The sequence below is a fragment of the Rhodoferax sp. genome, assembly GCF_014859475.1.
Classification (GTDB): domain Bacteria; phylum Pseudomonadota; class Gammaproteobacteria; order Burkholderiales; family Burkholderiaceae_C; genus Rhodoferax.
Map to the genome: position 1 here is coordinate 1 of NZ_JACUUE010000253.1, position 3,102 is coordinate 3,102.

The 3,102-nt window shown below is 61.8% G+C and carries 4 protein-coding genes; 3 read left to right on the forward strand and 1 reads right to left on the reverse strand.

Annotated features, from left to right (window positions below; genetic code table 11):
• A partial coding sequence (locus IBX54_RS13925; protein ID WP_296543257.1) for a TMEM165/GDT1 family protein occupies positions 1 to 231 on the forward strand: 231 nt, incomplete at its 5' end.
• A 30-nt stretch (positions 232 to 261) separates the two neighbouring features.
• Here the strand turns inward: IBX54_RS13925 and IBX54_RS13930 are convergent.
• Positions 262 to 885 (reverse strand): TetR/AcrR family transcriptional regulator, encoded by a 624-nt coding sequence (locus tag IBX54_RS13930; protein ID WP_296543258.1) that lies wholly within the window; start codon positions 883 to 885, stop codon positions 262 to 264.
• 122 nt (positions 886 to 1,007) lie between these two features.
• On the opposite strand from IBX54_RS13930, the gene IBX54_RS13935 reads away from it, so the two are divergent.
• Both IBX54_RS13935 and IBX54_RS13940 read left to right on the forward strand, forming a co-directional pair.
• Positions 1,008 to 2,327, forward strand: a complete 1,320-nt coding sequence (locus IBX54_RS13935; RefSeq protein ID WP_296543260.1) for an FAD-dependent oxidoreductase — start codon at positions 1,008 to 1,010, stop codon at positions 2,325 to 2,327.
• Positions 2,324 to 3,102, forward strand: a 779-nt coding sequence (locus tag IBX54_RS13940; protein ID WP_296543259.1) for a DUF1365 domain-containing protein, incomplete at its 3' end; no start/stop codon positions are given. The genes IBX54_RS13935 and IBX54_RS13940, both read left to right, overlap by 4 nt.

The following is a 3,102-nucleotide window of genomic DNA, read 5'->3' on the forward strand; positions in this document are numbered from 1 at the left end:
TTTTTTCTGGCCGAAATGGGTGACAAAACCCAGGTCGCCACCGTCATGCTGGCGGCGCAATACACCAGCACGGTCTGGGTGGTGGCGGGCACCACGCTGGGCATGATGCTGGCCAACGCACCGGTGGTCTGGTTCGGCGAGCGCATGACGCGGCTGGTGCCGCTGCGCGCGGTGCGTGGGGTATCAGCGGTGATTTTTATGGGGCTGGGCTTGTTTGCCCTGTTCGGATAGCCGGCCTTGTGCAGTCAAACGCCCAAAAAGTCACCCGGCCCGCGCATTCAAACCGTCAAAGCACGTGCTCATGACCAAGCTGACGATTTCCTCGTCACTGTGCAGTTCGCTCATTTTCAGGAATTCCAGAACCGGGTCGCAGGCACGGGCATAGAGCGTGTAGAGCACCGCAATGGCGGGTAGTTTGGGGTTGATGCGGCCTTGGGCCTGCGCCGCCTCGATCCAGCCGCCGAGCCGGTCACTGACCTCGATCAGCCCGTCCATGTAATCGGTGTTGCCGATCAGGGCCGCGCGCAGGCTCGAATTCTGGCTCGGTAGTGCGGGCATTTCGCCAGCCAGCTTCAGGCCCATGGTCCAGGCCACCACGGCGCGCAAGTTGTCCATCGGTGCAGCCTCTGGCGGCAGGCCGTCCAGGAACGCCTGCGCCCGGCGCATGACGCTGACCATGGCGGCGGCGGCCAGGTCTTCCTTGCTTGGGAAGTGCTTGTACAGGCTGGCCTTGGCAATGCCCACGTCGGCAGCCACTTCATCGACCGTCATGGCTTCAAAACCTTTGCTGGCGAGCAAATGGTTGACCGATTTGATGATGGCCTCTTCGCGTGCCTGTAGCATTTGCGCCTTGAAAGAGACCCTGGGGCCGGTGCGAGTAACCATATGAAAATTATTGTCTTTGGAGTGCAGAAAATTAAAAACCTCAACGCAATAATACTATCAGGATAAATTATGACCGATCAGTATTTAAATAACACTCCCAGTACAAAGGATTCAATGTGGGTCTGAAAGTAGCCATCGTGGGTTCCGGAATATCAGGTTTGGCGGCCGCGCATACCTTGTCGGGCCAGGCCGAGATCACCTTGTTCGAGGCGGGCGCCTATTTTGGTGGCCACACGCACACGGTGGATGTGACGCTGCCCACGGCTCAGGGGCTGGTCACGCACGGGGTGGACACCGGCTTTCTTGTGCTCAATGAGCGCACCTACCCCAATCTGCTCAAGTTGTTTGCCGAGTTGGGTGTGGTCACCGCCAAAGCCGATATGTCGTTTTCAGTGCAGGCCTTCGACCAGGTGAATGAGCGCGCGCTGGAGTGGAGCGGCTGCAACCTCAACACGGTTTTTGCCCAGCGCAGCAATCTGGTGAACGGTCGCTTCTGGGGCATGTTGCGCGACCTGCTGCGCTTTAATGCACTCACCACCCGCATCGCCAAGGACGGCACCGAAGCCGAACTGACGCAGCCGCTGGGCGAGTTTTTGCAGCAGCACCATTTCGGCAGCGCCTTTTGTGACTGGTATTTCTTGCCCATGATGGCCTGCATCTGGAGCTGTCCGACCGCGCAGATGCTGCAGTTTCCGGTGGCCACCATGGTGCGCTTCTGTCACAACCATGGCTTGCTGCAAATCACCAACCGGCCGCAGTGGTGGACCGTGCAGGGCGGCGCCAGGCAGTACGTTGAAAAAATCACCGCGCGCATTGCCGACAAGCGTTTGAACACGCCGGTGCATTGCATTGAATCGGTCAGCGCCACGCCCACGCAGGCAGCTGGCGTGCGCATCAGCACCGACGCAGGTCAGGAGCGCTTTGACAAGGTCATCATCGCCAGCCACGCCAACCAGGCGCTGGCCGGTCTGGCCACGCCGAGCCGGCTGGAGCGCAGCACACTGGGCGCCATCCGCACCCAGCCCAACCGGGCGGTGTTGCACACCGACGTGTCGGTGCTGCCCACGCGTCAGGCCGCCTGGGCGGCCTGGAATTACGAACGGGCACCCGCCACAGTCAAGGAGAGCGCCCGGGTTTGCCTGCATTACCTCATCAACCGTTTGCAGCCCCTGCCGTGGCAGCAGCCGGTGCTGGTATCGCTGAATCCGGCGCGTCCGATCGACCCCGCAAAAATCCTGGGTGAGTTTGACTACGCGCACCCGGTGTTTGACCAGTCGGCCGTAGCCGCGCAAGCGCAAATGCCATTGCTGCAGGGCCGGCAAAACCGCTATTACTGCGGTGCCTGGATGGGCTATGGCTTTCACGAAGACGGCCTCAAGGCCGGACAGGCGGCGGCCAAACAGCTGCTGCTCGACGCCTGCGTCGCAGGAGCGCGGGCATGACAGCACAGGCGCTGATCGGCTTTGGCGAGGTGCGCCACGCGCGCACGCGCCCAAGTACCAATGCCTTTGTCTATCCCACCTATTTCCTCATGTTGCCGCTGCGCAGCCTGAGCCAGGCGCCCGAGCCAGCAGCAGATGCCTGGGCCATCAACCGGTCCGCTCCGGTGAGCTTTTTTGAGACCGATCATGGTGACGGTCGCCCACCCGCGCAAGGCGGTGCCGTGGCCTGGCTCGATGAATTACTGCACCAGGCCGGTATTTTTGACGCCACCGGCGAAGCTTGGCTGCACACCTACCCGCGCGTGCTGGGCTACACCTTCAAGCCGGTGAGCTTCTGGTATTGCCACCGTGCGGCAAGCGACCAGGGCGGTGCCCTGCGCGCTGTGGTGGTTGAAGTGAATAACACCTTTGGTGAGCGCCATTGCTACCTGCTCGACAACCCGTGCTACGGTGTCGAGCAGCGCGCCAGCAAGGTGTTCCATGTGTCGCCGTTCTGCCAAGTGCAGGGGCATTACCGCTTTCGGTTGATGCGCACCTTTGGCCCCGGCCCGCAGCGCACCGTGGCGCGTATTGATTATTTTGATGCCGAGGACACCGACCCGCAGGCGCGCGTGCTGCTGCAGACCAGCGTCAGCGGCGTGCTCGAGCCCGTCACCCCGGCGGCCCTGCGCCGCGCTTTGTGGCGCTACCCTGCCATGACTTTTGGCGTGATGGCGCGCATCCACTGGCAGGCGCTGCGGTTGTGGCTCAAAAAAGTGCCGTTCTTCCGCAAACC